The following is a 16,283-nucleotide window of genomic DNA, read 5'->3' as shown; positions in this document are numbered from 1 at the left end:
GACTCGCACCGTCTAATTATTTTAGTGGGAGAAATTAATCAGCCGGACAGGGGAAAGTCAAAAGCTTTCAGCACGTCTCGAAACGCCTCCCCGATCAGATCGGCGTCAGTTCCGCTATTTTTGCAGAATAACTGCGGAAAAAGTGCCGCCATTGCCCCTTGTTTACTGGCGGCAAGCCCCTTGCATCACATCCTATCTTGACCGCCCACAGATTCCCCCGCATATGCCATCCATGACTCCACTTAATCGCATCCGCAACTTCTCCATTGTCGCCCATATCGACCACGGGAAATCCACCCTGGCCGACCGGTTGATTCAATCCACCAACACTGTCGCCGAACGGGACATGCAAGCACAGTTGCTTGACAGCATGGACATTGAGCGGGAGCGGGGCATTACCATCAAGGCCAACACCGTTCGCATCGATTATACGGCGAACGACGGGCTCGACTACGTTTTGAACTTGATCGACACCCCCGGCCACGTGGATTTTGCCTACGAGGTCAGCCGGTCCATGCGCGCCGTCGAAGGGTCTTTGCTGGTTGTTGACGCCTCCCAAGGGGTTGAGGCGCAAACACTTGCAAACGTCTACACTGCGATGGAAGCCGACCACGAAATTGTACCGGTTCTGAACAAAGTTGACCTACCGGCAGCCGAGCCAGAGCGGATCGCCGAGCAGATCGAAGACGTCATTGGCATTGATGCGTCCGACGCCTGCCTGATTTCGGCCAAAACCGGTATCGGCATCCCGGATGTTTTGGAAGCTATCGTTAAACGCCTGCCGCCGCCCCACAGCGGTGACCCTGATGCGCCGCTCAAGGCAATGCTGGTCGACAGCTGGTACGACGCCTACCTTGGCGTTGTTGTTCTGGTGCGCATAATGGACGGCACCTTGAAAAAGGGCGACAACATCAAAATGATGCAGACTGACGCAAAATACAGCGTTGACCGCATTGGTGTGTTTCGTCCGCAGATGGAAAACGTTCAGGAACTTGGCCCCGGCGAGATCGGTTTTATCACCGCTCAGATCAAACAGGTGCGCGACACCAAGGTCGGCGACACGATCACCCATGAGAAAAAGGGCGCAACCGAAGCGCTGCCGGGCTTTCAGCCCAGCCAGCCAGTGGTGTTCTGTGGTCTGTTCCCCGTGGACAGCGCCCAGTTCGAAGACCTGCGCGAAGCCATTGAGAAATTGGCGCTAAATGACGCCTCGTTCTCTTATGAAATGGAAACCTCTGCTGCGCTTGGCTTTGGCTTCCGCTGCGGTTTCCTTGGGCTTTTGCACCTTGAGGTTATTCGTGACCGTGTGGAACGTGAATACAACATCGACCTGATCACCACCGCGCCTTCGGTGATCTATCACATCTACCAGCGCGACGGGACCAAGCACGAGCTGCACAATCCCGCCGACATGCCCGATCCGTCGACCATCGACCACCTTGAGGAACCGCGCATCAAGGCAACAATCCTTGTGCCCGATGAATATCTTGGTGACGTGCTGAAACTGTGCCAAGACCGCCGCGGTATCCAGCTGGATCTGACCTATGCAGGTGCCCGCGCGATGGTTGTCTATGACCTGCCATTGAACGAAGTGGTTTTTGACTTCTACGACCGCTTGAAGTCCGTCACCAAAGGGTACGCGTCGTTCGACTATTCCATGGAAGGCTACCGCGAGGACAATCTCGTGAAAATGTCGATCCTTGTGAATGACGAACCTGTTGATGCCCTGTCGACAATGGTTCACCGTGATCGCGCCGAAATGCGTGGCCGTGCGATGGTTGAAAAGCTAAAAGACCTGATCCCGCGCCATATGTTCAAAATCCCGATCCAAGCGGCGATTGGCGGCAAGGTGATTGCCCGCGAAACTTTGTCAGCAATGCGCAAAGACGTGACGGCGAAATGCTACGGCGGTGATGCGTCGCGCAAGAAGAAGCTGCTGGAAAAGCAGAAGGCCGGTAAAAAGAAGATGCGCCAGTTCGGCAAAGTCGACATCCCACAAGAGGCGTTTATTTCCGCGCTTAAAATGGACAATTAATAACTCAGGTCGATGCCACGACGATCCTGTGGCGGGGCTTGGACCGACCTGAATGCCAATACCGCGAACCCCGGCCTAACCGCTGGGGTTTTGCTTTTTCCCCTTCCCTATCTGGGCATGGGTTTGATTTGGCGTGACCAAAGGACGCCCTCATTTTTGCCGCTTTCCCCTCCTGCAACTCAGGCGTATGATTGTGGCGATGAATGTGATCCTACGATCTTTGAGCGCGCTGACCTTGGCGCTTGTGCTGGCTGTTAGTGGCCAGACAATGGTTGCGGCCCAGCACAATGCGGCCGTCGTCGGCGAGATGGAGATTTGTACCGGTTTTGGCATTGTCACCGTTCAGATGGACGCAGAGGGCAACCCGACCGGACCTTTGATCGTTTGTGCTGACTTCGCCAGTACCCTCAGCGCGGACGCGCAGGTGGCGGGCTGCCTGAGTGCGCCACAGCCGATCTGGATCACTTTGGAATATGGGCTTGGAACCACCAGCAGATTTGGGCGCAGCGCCCCTGTGGCCAGCGCTCGCGGACCGCCAGCTTTTGTCTAAGCTGATCCCAAACCAAATCATCACAACACGACCAAGGAAGTCATTCCAATGAAACTCAATGCGATTTTCGCAGGCGCAGCTGCGCTTGCCCTCCTGTCCTCTGCCGCTTTTGCCGATATCGTGGTTATGGATCCCTATGCCCGCTCCGCCGGGAAATCCGCCAAGGCCGGAGCGGCCTTTATGGTGATCGAAAACACCGGTGACGAAGATGACCGCTTGATCGCAGCCACATCTGACATCGCCCAGAAAGTCGAGTTGCACACCCACAAGAACATGGGTGATGGCATTATGAAAATGATCCATGTCGAAGAAGGATTTGTGATCCCTGCTGGCGGCAAACACATGCTGATGCGTGGCGGCGATCATGTCATGTTCATGGGTCTGAACAGTTCAATGGATCAAGGCAACACCGTCAAAGTGACCCTGACATTTGAAAAAGCCGGAGACATTGTTGTCGACATCCCAGTAGATCTGCAGCGCAAGGCCAACCATGGAATGAACCACGGCAACATGGATAACGGAACCATGAAAAAGACTGACAACTAATTTTGCAAACAGATACGGGCGGGGATTTCCCCGCCCGTTTTGCATCTATGCCTCAGGGATTGCCAGCCGTACCGCGCCGCTTTAGATCAAGAGCATGAGCTATCGCATTCTCTTTGTATGTCTCGGCAATATATGCCGATCCCCCTCTGCCGAAGGTGTCACCCGCGTTCTGGCACAACAACGCGGATTAAAAGGCCTGCAATTTGACAGCGCGGGAACCGGGGCTTGGCATGTCGGCGAGCCACCGTATGCGGCCATGCAAGCGACAGCACTGGCACGTGGCTATGATCTATCGGACCTGCGCGCCCGTCAGGTTACAACCGAAGATTTCGACCGCTTTGATCTGATTGTAGCAATGGACGGGGACAATCTAAGGGATCTAAAAGGCATGCGTCCAGCCTCGGCCAGAGCCGCCCTGCATCTGTTTACGCATTACGCACCCGATACAACGGACGTAGGGCCGGATCATGTTCCGGACCCCTACTATACACGCGATTTTGACGGCACGCTCGATTTGATCGAAAGCTGCGCCAACGGTTTGATCGATCAGCTATAGATCGCCTTGGTGACCAACCAAGTCACTGGCAATGCCAATACAAACCCTGCTGCTGCAGCAACCAAGATGGGCGTCAAGGTGTCCTGCCCAATGACCAAAACAGCAACAATCAAAGTTCCGGCCAAAGAGGTCGAAATCAGCGAATAAAGTATACCAGCCAAACGCAGCATTGGAGTCTCCTGTCAAAATACTCTGACACGCATGACGCTTTTGGAATGTACATTCTTTGATCTGGGTCAGACCGGGAGGTTGGATTGGCAAATTGACTGAAAGAATGGCGAAAGTATCAGGGGGGCGACCGCGCATTATTCTCGACAAACGAGCCATTATACGTGATCTTAGAGCGCAATTTTCCAAGACCTCTATAATCCAATTTGACGGAACAAATTATGATACGAATAGCCCTTTTAGGCGCTGCGGTTTTGTCCCTCAGCGGCTGCGATCCTGCCACAGTTTTGCAAAAAGCCAATGCCGTAGACGCGCCGGAATATTCTTGTTTTACAAAACCTTCTGGCGGTTGCAGTTTTGACCAAACGCCGCTGCGGGTGGAACCTGTTCCAACCCAAATCCAGCGCCGCCCATATCAGTTCTTTCCGACGGCCCAGACGTTGAACTTTGTCGACGCAGGCGGGCGAAACTGGCAGGCTCCTCGCGGGACTTTGACCGATGGGGCCTCGATCCCTGAAATTTTCACCACAATTGTCGGCTCCCCCACTGCGCCAGAATATGTCAGTGCCGCAGCGGTTCATGATGCCTATTGCGGCATTGGCAATGAAACCGGCGCACGCTTTCACGACGCCAGATGGCAAGATGTGCATCACATGTTCTACAACGGTCTGATCGTCGGTGGCACGCCGCAATTTCGCGCCCAGCTGATGTATGCGGCGGTTTGGCTTGGCGGGCCGCGTTGGGAAACCACACGCCGCTTGGATCAGGTAGATGTCCGGCAAAAGCAATGGGCGATGCAGCGTACCAAATCCTACATTGCCCAAAGAAAACCGACCCTTCCCCAGCTTGATGGCTATCTGCGCGTGCTGGAAATCGAACTTTTGGAGCATCGGGAAGGTAAAGGCGGCAGCCCGAAGGAAGAGCTGATTAAGGAAATCGAAGATCTCAACGTCGAAACCCCGTATATCGATACGCCTTATGTTGAAGAACCCTATTTTGAGGACCCATACGACAATCCCAATGATCCGTCAGCAATTTGACCCTGACTGATTTTGGTTCCTATGTCGTTAGCACTGGGTCCGAACACAATAAAAGCAGCTAAAACGACAAAAGCCCCGACACTATGCCGGGGCTTTTGCTATTCTTGGGAATGAAGACACTCAGTCTTTTTTGTCTTCATCTTCGTCGTCGTCACCGCCCGGAAGGTTAAAGAAGCTGTCAGCGTCAGAATAATCTGCGTTGCTTTTCTTGTCCTCGTCATCACGGGAATCGGAGAGGGTAAAGGTCTCAAGCCCTTCCATGGAGGATGGCAAACGAGGTTCTGTATCCATCTCGAGGCTTTGCTCGGTAGAGACCAATTTGCGGCGTTCATCATCGCTCATAACGGTGCCGGTTGCTTTGGCTGCTTTGGCAACGGCCGCGTCCAATTCCGTTTGACGGCACAGGCCCAAGGCAACCGGATCAATCGGCTGCATGTTCTGGATGTTCCAGTGGGTGCGTTCGCGGATGGACTGGATGGTTGGCTTGGTTGTACCCACCAGCTTGGAGATCTGGCTGTCGGCCAATTCGGGATGGAATTTCACCAGCCACAAAATCGCATTTGGGCGATCCTGACGCTTGGACAGCGGTGTATACCGGGGGCCGCGGCGCTTTTCTTCGTCATGGGCGGCGGGATTGAACTTGATCTTCATTCTGTACATCGGGCTTTTTTCAGCCAAATCGATTTGTTCTTGATCGATTTGGTTGTTTGCGACCGGGTCAAACCCTTTGACGCCTACTGCGACGTCTCCGTCAGCGATACCTTGTACTTCCAGCTCATGGAATCCTGTGAAATCCGCAACCTGCTTGAACGTCAGGGTGGTGTTATCAACCAGCCAAACGGCGGTTGCTTTTGGGTGCAGCAGCTTTGCCATGATGTAAACTCCTTGCGAATATTTGGACCCGAAATAGCATTATGCCCCGCCCGCGGCTTTGGCCATGGGCGGCCCCGGGGATGCCGGGGCGGGTTACCGTTGTAGGGGAACTTGGCGGTTATATAGTGTTAAGCGGGTCAAGAGGGAAGAGAAAATGCAAGCAGCATTGAAGCCGTGCTATTCTGGTGCGCTTTTCCGCCACCTATTCTTATGCAATTGGTTGCAATCCAAGAAGGGATAGACGCGCACGCGTGCGTGCCCTACCAAGGCCTTAGAGACCAAACCGGCCTAAAATCGCCGAGCCTGATTGACCGTGGAGTACCGTAATGACTTTTTTGAAAACCTGTTTGGCTGTCGCCGCAATCGGAGCAACCTTGTCAGGAGCGGCCATCGCCAAGGGCGACAAATCTGGCGAATTCGACTATTATGTGCTGGCCATGAGCTGGTCACCGAACTGGTGCGAAATCGAAGGTGATGCCAAGCAATCAGAACAGTGCGACGCCAGCGAAGATCATGGTTGGGTTCTGCACGGGCTGTGGCCGCAATTCCACCGCGGTTGGCCATCGTTCTGCCCTACGGTTGAACGTCCCCCGTCGCGCGGCATGACCTCTGAAATGACTGATATCATGGGGACTTCCGGCCTTGCATGGCATCAGTGGAAAAAGCACGGAACCTGCACGGGACTTTCAGCACGCGCCTATTACGATCTGTCGCGCGAAGCCTTTGAAAGCGTTGTCCGGCCAAATGTTTTCCGCAAACTGGACAAAAGCGTCAAACTGCCTGCATCCGTTATTGAAGAAGCGTTTTTGAAAGACAATCCGGACTGGTCAAAGGACAACCTGACAATCACCTGTCGCGACGGGTTCATCTCCGAAGCGCGTCTGTGCCTGTCCAAATCGCTCAAGCCAGTTCCTTGCGGCCGCGATGCAATCAAGGACTGCAAATTGAAAGACGCCCAGTTCGAACCGATCCGCTAAGCGGAGCGCCACTCTATGAATCCTTGGATCGTTTTGGGCGCTATCGCCGCGATGAATTTAGTCACTTATGGCGCGTTCTTTTTTGACAAGCGCCGCTCCATGAGCGGTGGCTGGCGAATCTCCGAAAAGACACTTTTGCGGCTGGCGTTTTTAGGTGGCAGCCTTGGGGCAAAGCTGGCGCAGGCCCAGTTTCGACACAAAACGCGCAAACAACCTTTTGCGCGTATTCTAAATTTTATCGTTGCCATTCATTGTCTGTGCTTGATCGGACTGGCCTACCTGTGGGTCAATCCGCTTTAGACGCAGTTCGCCCTAGTACACATAGGGGATAAACTTGGCCGTCCGCGCAGCATAGGTTTTGAATTCATCACCATAGCGCTCCTCAAGGTAGGCGTCCAACGCCGGAATGTGAAAGAACACAAAGCTGCTGGCCATGAATACAGGTACACCCAATGCGATCCAGGAATGCGTCAGCAACGCCCAGCCGGTGAACAAGACGGTGTCGCCAAAATAATTCATATGCATCGAATGTGAAAACAAACCCTGCGTATAGGCGTGCCCTTTGCTGGTTGGCAGTTTTTTCCACGTCCAGCGCTGCAATTCGGACCCGGTGTTGAGCCACGACCCCAGCACCACCAAGACCAGCGCCAGATAATCCACAGCGTCGAAGCTGATGCTGTTTCCGCTCAAAATACCGCTGCCGAGCAAGACAAACCCGATTTCAAAAACCGCAATAAATGCCGAGAGTCCAAAAACTTCGGACATCGCTACTTGCCTTTGCAACAAAACAAACAACGTAATGAGGTGCCGCAAGAAATAGAGCGCGGCGCAGCCCGCCAAGACCCCTGCCCGCACTGTATCCGGCAGTGCAAGGCCTCCAAAGGCAATCCAGAGACAAACGGCCAAAATCCCGCCATGCATCCCCGCAAACATCAATTTCGGCCCAAGCGAGCGGCCATGGATACGGGAAACTCCACCATTTTCAGCCATCGAATTCTCCTACCTAAAAGCTGGTGACCGTGCGCCATTTCTTTTTAGTCCATCCGGTCGAAAAAAATCGTATGGACTTGCAACCTGTTTCCTGTCAATCCCTTTATCGACCACGTGGACGAAAAAATGCCCAAGATTGTAGATCACGAAGATTTTAGACAAAACCTAGCTGCCCGCGCGGCAGTACTTTTTGCACAGCATGGCTATTCCGGACTTGGGATGCGTAAAATCGCCGAGGAGCTGGGCCTGTCAAAAAGCGCCCTCTATCACTACTTCCCAACCAAAAAAGCGTTGTTTCTGGCTTGCACCGCCGCCGCGACGGCACCGCAGCAAACACAAGCGCCCGTCCGAACAGGCACGCCCGCCCACCAATTGACCCAACTGGCCTCGGAAATGCGCGGCAATTTTTCGGCCGAGATGGCCTTGGTCTTTGACTACATTCGCGGCATGTCTGCCAATCAGATTGCAGCAGATCCTGCAATGCAGCAGGCCATGCAAAACTATCATCTCGAAACTGCAACAATCGCCGGTAACGCAAAGGCAGATGCCGCCTTGACCCTGATAATTGGTGCCTTGATGCTTGATCTCTTTAAGGGCGGGCATTGGCCTGAGGATGATATTCAACACGGCTTCCAGCGGCTGCTGGACAGTTAAACGCCGCTAGTACCGATACCCGAACCGCGCCACGTCCTCCGCACAAAGGCGGCCAACCAATGCCTGCGTTTCATCGGTGTAGTAGCCGTGATATCCGGCGCGGTCCGACTGATTTACATGCGGAAGATCCAGAGCAAAACCAAGGTGCTGCTCCAAGGGGGCAATGTCATTCTCCAGATGCTCTAACCGCAAGAAATGCCCGTATTCTACCCCATCCACGTCCCGCATATAACGGCCATAGGGCCAAGCGATCAGGCTAGACTGGGTGAGACGATGAAACAGAAAATCCTCAAAGTTCAGGGCTTTGGCGATCTGAACTGCCGGATGGTCAAACTTTTGGTCGCGCAGCCAGTGGTAGTAGCTGACAACACGGTCCCAAGGGTTGCGCACCAATGTGAAACAGAACATCCGCTTGAACTCTTGCGGGCCAAAGGCCCCGTCCAGATCAGACAGCGACGCGTGTTTCCACATCCGACCCTTGGCCTGCATGCGTTCCACACGGGCGCGGCGTTTGCGCGCCTTTGGTGTATTTCCGATCAGAATGTCATCCCTGTGGGCGCGCTCCTCTAGAGCAAAAGCCATCGATGTTCCCCCGGTTTTGGGGATATGGACAAAGATAAACTGGCGACCCGGAGATATAATCATTCCCCCAGTCTAGCGCCCGAATGCGCGGCGCGGAATCCCCTTTTCACTACGCGGATCGCTGCGCATAGTAGGCGTTACCATTTTCTAGAAAGGGACCACGATGGGCTGGATGCGGGATGAAACCGGGCTTGAGAAAAACGATGCCAATTATGTACCGCTAACGCCCTTGTCGTTCTTGACGCGGGCGGCCACGATTTGGCCTGACCACCCCGCCGTGGTCTACGGCACACATCGCAAAACCTATGCGGAATACATCCAGCGCGTCACCCGTTTGGCCTCTGGTCTTAGCAAATTAGGTGTGCAACCCGGCGATGTGGTCGCCACCATTTTGCCCAACATTCCAGCCCAAGCAGAAGCGCATTTCGGCGTACCTGCCTGCGGCGCTGTCCTGAATGCGATCAACACCCGCCTGGACGTGGATACAATCGCCTATATTCTGGATCACGGAGAAGCCAAGGTTGTCCTATGCGATCCGCAGTTCCTGCCAGTTCTGGCCGAAGCCATTGAACAGATGGCCACTGCGCCGCCTCAGATCATTGAGGTCGCAGACGATCACGCCGGGGTCCATGCCCATGGCCACTACATTGAATACGAGGCGCTTTTGGCCTCTGGTGATGACACTTTCCAATGGATTATGCCAAGGGACGAATGGGAAAGCCTGTCGTTGAACTACACGTCCGGCACCACGGGGCGGCCCAAGGGTGTGGTCTATCACCACCGCGGTGCATATCTAAACGCCATGGGGCAAGTCATCAGTTGGCGCATGGTATTGCATCCGGTTTATCTCACAATCGTGCCGCTGTTTCATTGCAACGGCTGGTGCCACACGTGGATGATGCCTGCGCTTGGCGGCACCGTCGTATGTTGCCGCGATATCACCGCTCCGGCGATTTTTGATGCCATTGCCGACGAAGGTGTGACCCATTTCGGCGGCGCGCCGATTGTCTTGAATATGCTGGTCAACGCCCCTGATGCGCAGCGCCCCGTCGATCACCTGGTCGAAGTCTTTACCGCCGGAGCCCCGCCCGCACCGGCAACATTGGCAAAGATCGAACCGATGGGGTTCAACGTCACACAGGTCTATGGTTTGACCGAGGTCTACGGACCGGCCACTGAATGCACATGGGATGCGCGGTGGGACGATCTGCAAGGCGCAGACCGCGCTGCGATCAAAGCCCGCCAAGGCGTTGCTATGCCCTTTATCGAAGAGGTCCGCGTCACGGATGAAAACCTGAACGACATCGCAAAAGACAGCGAAGCCAAAGGGGAAATCATGTTCCGCGGCAATGGCGTGATGAAGGGGTACTTAAAGAATCCAACAGCCACCGCCGAGGCCTTTGCCGGCGGCTATTTCCATTCAGGTGACATCGCCGTCATGCACTCCGACAACTATGTTCAAATCGCAGATCGTGCCAAAGACATCATCATATCGGGGGGCGAAAACATCTCCTCTGTCGAGGTAGAGGCATGTTTGATGAACCACGAAGCCGTGTTGCTCTGTGCAGTCGTTGCAAAACCCGACGACAAATGGGGGGAAGTCCCATGTGCCTTTATTGAATTGAAAGACAATCACATTGCGACAGAGGCCGAAATGATCGTCTTTACCAAAGACCGCCTTGCAGGTTTTAAAACACCGAAAAAGGTCATTTTTCAAGAGTTACCCAAGACGTCGACCGGAAAGATTCAGAAATTCGAATTACGTGAATACGCAAAAGAATTGTAGTTCCGAACAGATCGCTTTAGGAAAACAGACATAAATGACAGGTTTACTTTTGCGACCATGCCGAAATTAAAAACGCCGGATTAAGGGGGTTCCTTAGTCCGGCGCATCTAAAATAAATTTCACTTAAATCAAGCAAAAACACACACTACACTCACGCATTAAGAAATGAATGGTTTGGCCTTTCAACGCAACTTCATCTTTCTTCATCTTTGGTGCGGTCGCGATTTCTAACAAACAAGTCTTGTTTCTTTAAGCCGCCTAGCTTTCTGCGTGCAGCCTTCCACACCTCGGCATTGGCCCGAACAGAAATGTCGAACAACAGCGCTCCGTCTTTGACTTGCCCACCTTCGGCCAAGTGTCGCACCAAACGTCTTTCACGTGCAGTCAGTGCAGGATGATCCCAATCCGGGCGATCGCCAGGATCGCGCAGATTTTCCATCAACAGCATGAATCGATGTTGCACGACCTGACCATCGGCGGTGCCTTCTATACGCCCTTGGGCCAACATGGGTACCCAATCGGATGCCTGCGCCACTCCATCCAAGACAGCTATATGCGGTGCCAAATGCCGAATATAGTTGCCCCACTCTCGCGGCACGCGCAGATAAGCACCCACGCTAGCCTTGATAACCCGTTGATCTACAATATTTTGTTCGGCCACATTGATAGCTTGCACCCGGTTTTGCATGTCTAAAGCCAAGCTCGGCTCTTCCATTTTCGCGATGAATGCGGCTGCTAAAAATGTGTCATCCTTGGCCCGTACCACCTGTTGGCCCGCCGCCCACATCGCTGCAAGATCAGGCAAATTGGCAGCCAGGTTTTTTTGAACACGCCGATGCTCCGACGCCTGTTTGGCACTTAGAAACACGGTCAGGGCATCCCAACCGTTTTTGTCATGGCCTAACTCTACCACCACACAATCAACGATGCCCTGAGGTTCAAGCCACGCCCAAAACTCCGACTTCTGCAGCGACTGGATTGGTAAATAGTCTTGCATGGAATAGGGTCTGAGGGGGTGGTATTGCGCCTCGATTTCCGTCCATGGATCCACCTCGGAGAAGTCAGAAAAATAGCTTTCTATTTCACTGGCTGTGAACCCAAAAACCATCGGGCCATGCCAATCGGACCCCTGATGATGCGGCACAACAATATGCGCACCAAGCGCAGTGCGCCTTGTGATAAAAGCCTTGGATGCCCCACACACCTCACAGAGCTTTTTTAGGGCCTCGGGCCAATAATGGGGATCAATTATCGTGCGAGCAAACCCTGCGATCAATTCAGGATCATTTCCGTCCATCAGCGCAATTCAAAAAAATATCCATGATATATTAATACAAATGCAGCGGGCTAATTACCAGTCTGTAATTGGCCACTCAGGTTGCCTTGATCCAATCACAGATAAACATGCGGATATTACAATGTAACCGCCATCCAAAAACTGATTGGCAACCCGCAAGGGTCGTATTGCGTCGGCAGGGCATCCATACAAAACCGGAAACTTGGATCTATCACCAAGCAGCAACACTCCCTCGGGGCAAATCACCCCTGCCGGCTAACAAGGTTCATCAAAGTCGCGCCATGCTCATGGGGCTCGGGAAAGTTGAGGCAATCGCCAAAACCAGGCTCTTGCAGCACCTCAACCAAGTCCAGCCCACAGGTATCCCAACTTGGATCCGGGATTGTGTGCGGCGGCTCTTCGACAGGCACGGAAGTGAGCCGCCTTAGCGACGGGTTTCGATCAAGCGCTTTCGCCCCTACAACCTTTAGCTTGTTACTCATTTTCATCTCTCCTTGCCGATCAGGTGCCGCGCCTGAATTTCATATCCGGTCCGCTCAAAAGCGGCCGCATAAGCGTCACGCCAAACGCAGCTTGGGTTCAGCCTAACTTCGTGGATCGACGTTGCGTCAATCTCGGGTCAAGGATTGGTCAATAAAGCCAAAGGTCTTCGCTTTCTCCCTCCTTTTCAACAATATGCGCCCTCCCAAAAGTCAAAGCTGCCCGCTCCCGTCAGCTTTCATCTGTCGTTTTAGACACTTTTGTGAATCCCAACGCAGCCATCCAGAACGGGTAATACTCCCGCTCCGCTCCGAGCCGGGTTCTTTGATGGTTCCGCCAAATCGATCACATGTGACCTAAGTCGCTTCACTATGTCAGCGGACCCAACCGGCACCGTTCCACTCAACACTGCTTCGGCCAAGTGGCGCGAAAGGGCGGCAGAAGCAGCGCTGGTGCCATTGCCCATTCGTGTCGCACCGGACAAGGTTCCCGCCGCCAAAACCGACCGTCGATTGTCCGATCTCTCGATCGCGACAGCAACCGTTGGCCCTCCAGATTTTGCTCCGCCCCCCGCAGCGGTATAGAGAGCAGGCTGCCCGCGCCCCGCTTGCCTATATGCCGCGACGGACAAAACATCAGCCGCATTTGCATTTGCGCTAAGCGTGTTGCGCCGCTTTATCGGCGACCACGCACCATCCAACGCCGTATTCCTTCGCCCGGATTCATCCCATCGCTGATGGTTGGCATGGGCAAGGTAGGCCTGGCGTCCCGCGGGTAGAAATCCCGGAAGGCTGTCCCCCCGCTCAACCCAAAGCATCACCTTTTCCTGCGCGGACAAATCACAGTTGGCCCGGGACTTAAAAGACAACCCCCAGCGTCCGGCTGGTGCTGCGGCCTGCCCGCGCGCCGCCTCAGTCCGGCAAAACGCAATCGTGACACGCGTTCGGATTGTGGCCGTTCGGCCATCTGGCACAGCATAACGCGGCGCATCTTGTTGCAAGTAGGCCCGCGCTACCGCTGAGCCAGCTTTAGGATCCACCAGCTCCAAATCGTCCTCCAAAGACGTCACGATCGGTGCAATGCCACTGGTCGATGGTGGCTTGATTTCCAATTCGAACGGAAGGCTTTCGTGGCTCCCATCCAACCAAAACTGGACAAAGCTTGGGGTTTTGTCACCAGGTTGAAGACACAGTGTTAAATCTTGCCCTTGTGCCATCTCCGAAGCGGTGATTTCCGCGTGGCAATCGGATTGAAACCCATTGCCCGCCGAAACAGTAATTCCCGCCAACTCGTCCCGATCCAACCTGAGTTGGAAATCAGCATCCAGCATTCCCAGCCCGTCGCGGCGCCCACAAAAGTCGCCAAAACTGTAGTTCAGGATAACTTCATGCGGGTGATTTGCATACATCGACCGCGCAGTGAACCAAATCCAGTTCATGGCCGATTTCACAAACAGCTCATGCAAAAATCCATTGGTTTGGGCCACAATCTGCGCTGGAAGTTCCACTCCTAGAATCCGGTGTTTTGAAGCAAGCGCATCGTTGATTTCTCGCCCAGCGGCGAGGTCAAGCATCATCCCGCCGTGACAAAAGGATTGCTGCAAGGGGGTATCGCCAGCCTGCCTGTCCCGCCCCATTGGCACAGAGGACATGCTGGAATACAGCTCGTTTTCATCCCGAAACGCCCCGCCTATTTGGCCCAGAAGGTCTGCTATCGATGATCCGGTCAAAGCTCGGCCGATTGCCGGACTGGTATTCGATTGTGCGGTCGGTGTTCCTTGCAACCAGATCGCGTCTATCCGGCTGCGGTCCGCGCTGAGGCGAAACCTTTCGTGTGCAAACGGAATAGCGTGATCGATAATCGCTGTGACCACCAATGGTCCGCCCTTGTCACATGTGTCTGCCGGAAGCACCGGCATGGACCCGCTGGCCACCAAACCGCTGTTGGCCGCAAAGCATGTTGTCAGGTTTCCCGACAATGATTGCGGGACATCAGAATAAACAACTGCCCCTGCGTCTGATCCGAACACCTGCTCCTCTGTTGCGGCCTCCAATGCATGGCCCAAAAGCCGTGGCAACTCGAACGATGGATTGTTCGCCTTTTCAAAAATGATCAGCTCATTGTGGCCCTGTCCGAAATGCGGCTGGTCCTTGCGCAGATCGCAATACGCCCAATGTTCCAGATCATGCAGGTTTACGCGATATGAACTGGCTCCGGAAAACAGGGCTTCAAGCGCCTGCACCGTGGTGCCAGCATTGTCCGTCATTGCGCGCGCCAACATGCCCCAAGGGGTATATATCACCCTTGGCTGCCAACCACCCGTTGTTGGAATAGTCCCTGTTTTCCTCATCCAATGCCCATAAGGATCAGCCAAGGTTCTTGGTGCCAACCGCCAGTTCATGAGGTTACCGTCGCGGTGTCACATGCCGCGGCAACCACCCATTCTTCGGCAGCCTTTGACCACAGCCAGGCCAGTGGCGCGCAGCTTGGCACTGTAAAGGCAGCCCCTGTTTCCACATAGCGGGAATTGGCGCTTTCTTGGTTGGCAGGATCTGCCTCACTTTGGAACACCGCAAGGTTAAAGTCCGGCGATTGCGGTCTGCTTGCCGCATCCCAAGGACTGTCAAAACTGAGGCCATGCATCTGCATCAACGGTGCCTGCGCAGCCCCCGATTGCGACCTTGCGACCATGTATTGCCCCAATGCCGTCCCCAAAGTCGCACCGGCCAAGGTGTCGACAGGGTAGTGTACCCCTGCGACGGTCCGATTGACCGCCACCCGCGCAGCCTGCGAGACCATCAACCAGCGCCGCGAACCCGGACCGCTTAAATTTTGCACTGCATCAATGTGATCCACCATGGATGCAAGAACCTCTGCCATTGCAAAGGCTTCGGTCGAATGACCGCTGGGGAAAGCGCTGTGGGCGGGCGTGGTGATCATCGGCTGGATTTGCGGTGCAAGCTCAAATGGGCGGCGCACATTCATCGCCGCTTTGAACCGTTTTTCCAGTTCAATCACCGCCCCCACCGCGACAAACAGATATTCGATTGTCCAGCGATGCCGCTGCGGATGCAGTGAAATCGCTTGGCCGATAAAGGACATGATCTCACCCACTTGGGCCAGAATTTCCGGGGCACGGTCAATCCGCAAATCCGCGTAGGCGTTGACGTAATCAAGCTGAAGCTGGAATTCTTCGATTTTGGGCCGGGTCATCGATGCAATCATACCGCCGGTTTCCCGATCCGATACACTCAGAGATTCTGCGCCATAAGCAAAGGACAGCTCGGAAAAGATCGCCGACTGGATCGCCGAAATGCGCACCCCTTTTTCCATAAAGGCATAGTGATCCAATGAATTGAACGGCAGATGAGCCAGGGCAACAGCAGGCGGCGCATAGGGCCCGACAATCCCGTCACGTGACCCGATGAGCGCCCCCGAGGAGGCCGCTGAAATCGCTTCTCCGGAAATGGACTTTTGACCGCCGCCAGAACTTGCCATCGAGGCCATACTGGCCATGGACGCCATCGAAGCCATGCTTGCCATAGACGCCATTGAATATGAATCCGTACCCATTCTCGTGTCTCCCAATCTCAATTTCATCAATACAATTTTTTGCTGATACCTAAGATCAAGCCAGAACAGGGTTTCAGTCAACCGAAACAAAGGTTTGATGCAAATTTTTGACCTGTTATTTCCTCCGGCTAGGCAGGCTGGAAATCATTTGTTAAGGTTCTCGGATTGCCCAATGA

Annotated in this window: 17 protein-coding genes; 9 read left to right on the top strand and 8 right to left on the bottom strand. The window is 54.2% G+C overall.

The window, feature by feature from the left end; all coding sequences use genetic code 11:
• Positions 1-232 precede the first annotated feature (232 nt).
• From lepA to C8N36_RS04855, 4 genes are all read left to right on the top strand, one after another.
• Complete coding sequence (lepA, locus tag C8N36_RS04870) at positions 233-2,035, top strand: translation elongation factor 4 (protein ID WP_097804811.1); 1,803 nt, start codon at positions 233-235, stop codon at positions 2,033-2,035.
• Positions 2,036-2,240: 205 nt separating this feature from the next.
• Positions 2,241-2,585: a hypothetical protein gene (locus tag C8N36_RS04865; RefSeq protein ID WP_141468071.1), complete on the top strand. Its 345-nt coding sequence runs from the start codon at positions 2,241-2,243 to the stop codon at positions 2,583-2,585.
• Between the two features lie 48 nt (positions 2,586-2,633).
• On the top strand, positions 2,634-3,131 hold the full coding sequence (locus C8N36_RS04860; protein WP_097804813.1) for a copper chaperone PCu(A)C: 498 nt from the start codon (positions 2,634-2,636) through the stop codon (positions 3,129-3,131).
• A gap of 94 nt (positions 3,132-3,225) precedes the next feature.
• Positions 3,226-3,687 carry a low molecular weight protein-tyrosine-phosphatase gene (locus tag C8N36_RS04855; protein WP_097804814.1) on the top strand — a complete coding sequence of 154 codons (462 nt, stop codon included), beginning with the start codon at positions 3,226-3,228 and terminating at the stop codon, positions 3,685-3,687.
• Here C8N36_RS04855 and C8N36_RS04850 read toward each other — a convergent pair.
• Complete coding sequence (locus tag C8N36_RS04850; RefSeq protein WP_097804815.1) at positions 3,678-3,857, bottom strand: CTP synthetase; 180 nt, start codon at positions 3,855-3,857, stop codon at positions 3,678-3,680. The genes C8N36_RS04855 and C8N36_RS04850 overlap by 10 nt on opposite strands.
• A 219-nt stretch (positions 3,858-4,076) precedes the next feature.
• Here C8N36_RS04850 and C8N36_RS04845 point away from each other — a divergent pair, with 219 nt between their 5' ends.
• Complete coding sequence (locus C8N36_RS04845; protein WP_097804816.1) at positions 4,077-4,895, top strand: DUF1353 domain-containing protein; 819 nt, start codon at positions 4,077-4,079, stop codon at positions 4,893-4,895.
• A 120-nt stretch (positions 4,896-5,015) separates the two neighbouring features.
• On the opposite strand, the gene C8N36_RS04840 is transcribed toward C8N36_RS04845, so the two are convergent.
• Positions 5,016-5,768 carry a DUF1013 domain-containing protein gene (locus C8N36_RS04840; RefSeq protein WP_097804817.1) on the bottom strand — a complete coding sequence of 251 codons (753 nt, stop codon included), beginning with the start codon at positions 5,766-5,768 and terminating at the stop codon, positions 5,016-5,018.
• Between the two features lie 326 nt (positions 5,769-6,094).
• On the opposite strand from C8N36_RS04840, the gene C8N36_RS04835 reads away from it, so the two are divergent.
• Positions 6,095-6,745 (top strand): ribonuclease T2 family protein, encoded by a 651-nt coding sequence (locus C8N36_RS04835; RefSeq protein ID WP_097804818.1) that lies wholly within the window; start codon positions 6,095-6,097, stop codon positions 6,743-6,745.
• Positions 6,746-6,760: 15 nt separating this feature from the next.
• Positions 6,761-7,045 carry a DUF1294 domain-containing protein gene (locus C8N36_RS04830; protein ID WP_097804819.1) on the top strand — a complete coding sequence of 95 codons (285 nt, stop codon included), beginning with the start codon at positions 6,761-6,763 and terminating at the stop codon, positions 7,043-7,045.
• Positions 7,046-7,057: 12 nt separating this feature from the next.
• Here the strand turns inward: C8N36_RS04830 and C8N36_RS04825 are convergent, their stop codons facing one another.
• Positions 7,058-7,735, bottom strand: coding sequence for a methyltransferase family protein (locus C8N36_RS04825; RefSeq protein WP_097804820.1), 678 nt, complete (start codon positions 7,733-7,735; stop codon positions 7,058-7,060).
• A gap of 126 nt (positions 7,736-7,861) precedes the next feature.
• Between C8N36_RS04825 and C8N36_RS04820 the strand changes: the two genes are divergently transcribed.
• The gene (locus C8N36_RS04820) at positions 7,862-8,389 is read left to right on the top strand and encodes a TetR/AcrR family transcriptional regulator (RefSeq protein WP_097804913.1); all 528 of its coding nucleotides are present in this window, start codon (positions 7,862-7,864) and stop codon (positions 8,387-8,389) included.
• Between the two features lie 6 nt (positions 8,390-8,395).
• Here the strand turns inward: C8N36_RS04820 and C8N36_RS04815 are convergent, their stop codons facing one another.
• A complete protein-coding gene (locus C8N36_RS04815; protein WP_097804821.1) occupies positions 8,396-9,034 on the bottom strand; it encodes a sulfotransferase family 2 domain-containing protein in 639 nt (212 codons plus the stop codon).
• Positions 9,035-9,134: 100 nt separating this feature from the next.
• Between C8N36_RS04815 and C8N36_RS04810 the strand changes: the two genes are divergently transcribed.
• Positions 9,135-10,757, top strand: a complete 1,623-nt coding sequence (locus C8N36_RS04810) for an AMP-binding protein (RefSeq protein ID WP_097804822.1) — start codon at positions 9,135-9,137, stop codon at positions 10,755-10,757.
• A gap of 193 nt (positions 10,758-10,950) precedes the next feature.
• Here the strand turns inward: C8N36_RS04810 and C8N36_RS04805 are convergent, their stop codons facing one another.
• The 4 genes from C8N36_RS04805 to C8N36_RS04790 form a co-directional block, all read right to left on the bottom strand.
• The gene (locus tag C8N36_RS04805; protein WP_097804823.1) at positions 10,951-12,054 is read right to left on the bottom strand and encodes a helix-turn-helix transcriptional regulator; all 1,104 of its coding nucleotides are present in this window, start codon (positions 12,052-12,054) and stop codon (positions 10,951-10,953) included.
• Positions 12,055-12,296: 242 nt separating this feature from the next.
• Positions 12,297-12,536 carry a hypothetical protein gene (locus C8N36_RS04800; RefSeq protein WP_141468073.1) on the bottom strand — a complete coding sequence of 80 codons (240 nt, stop codon included), beginning with the start codon at positions 12,534-12,536 and terminating at the stop codon, positions 12,297-12,299.
• Positions 12,537-12,784: 248 nt separating this feature from the next.
• On the bottom strand, positions 12,785-14,800 hold the full coding sequence (locus tag C8N36_RS04795; RefSeq protein WP_170125806.1) for a hypothetical protein: 2,016 nt from the start codon (positions 14,798-14,800) through the stop codon (positions 12,785-12,787).
• Positions 14,801-14,931: 131 nt separating this feature from the next.
• Entirely contained in the window at positions 14,932-16,107 is a 1,176-nt protein-coding gene (locus tag C8N36_RS04790) for a phosphatase PAP2 family protein (protein WP_170125805.1), read from the bottom strand.
• Positions 16,108-16,283: the final 176 nt, after the last annotated feature.

Source organism: Pelagimonas varians (assembly GCF_003208435.1).
GTDB classification, from domain to species: domain Bacteria; phylum Pseudomonadota; class Alphaproteobacteria; order Rhodobacterales; family Rhodobacteraceae; genus Pelagimonas; species Pelagimonas varians.
Note: the sequence above shows the minus strand (reverse complement) of the source record. Positions and strands in the feature narration are given on the sequence as shown.